Below are 231 nucleotides of genomic sequence, written 5' to 3' on the forward strand. Positions count from 1 at the left end.
ATACATTATTATCATCTGCATATCTGCAAAATTTGTGACCTCGTCTTTCAAGTTCGTTATCCAATTCATCTAACATTATATTGGCTAATAATGGACTTAATGGACCACCTTGCGGTGTTCCTTCTTCACTTGTTACTGAAATCCCATTAATGAGAATTCCGCTTTTGAGGTACCTCCTTATTAATGATAACAATCTTCTGTCTTGTATCTTCTTTTCAAGTTTACTCATGA

1 protein-coding gene is annotated in these 231 nt (G+C 34.2%); it reads right to left on the reverse strand.

Annotated elements, in window-relative coordinates:
* Window positions 1-231 (reverse strand): reverse transcriptase domain-containing protein (locus tag GXK56_RS27620; RefSeq protein ID WP_243156295.1); only part of this gene is annotated, 231 nt, incomplete at both ends.

This window comes from Clostridium sp. C2-6-12 (assembly GCF_009928485.1).
Taxonomy (GTDB): domain Bacteria; phylum Bacillota; class Clostridia; order Clostridiales; family Clostridiaceae; genus Clostridium.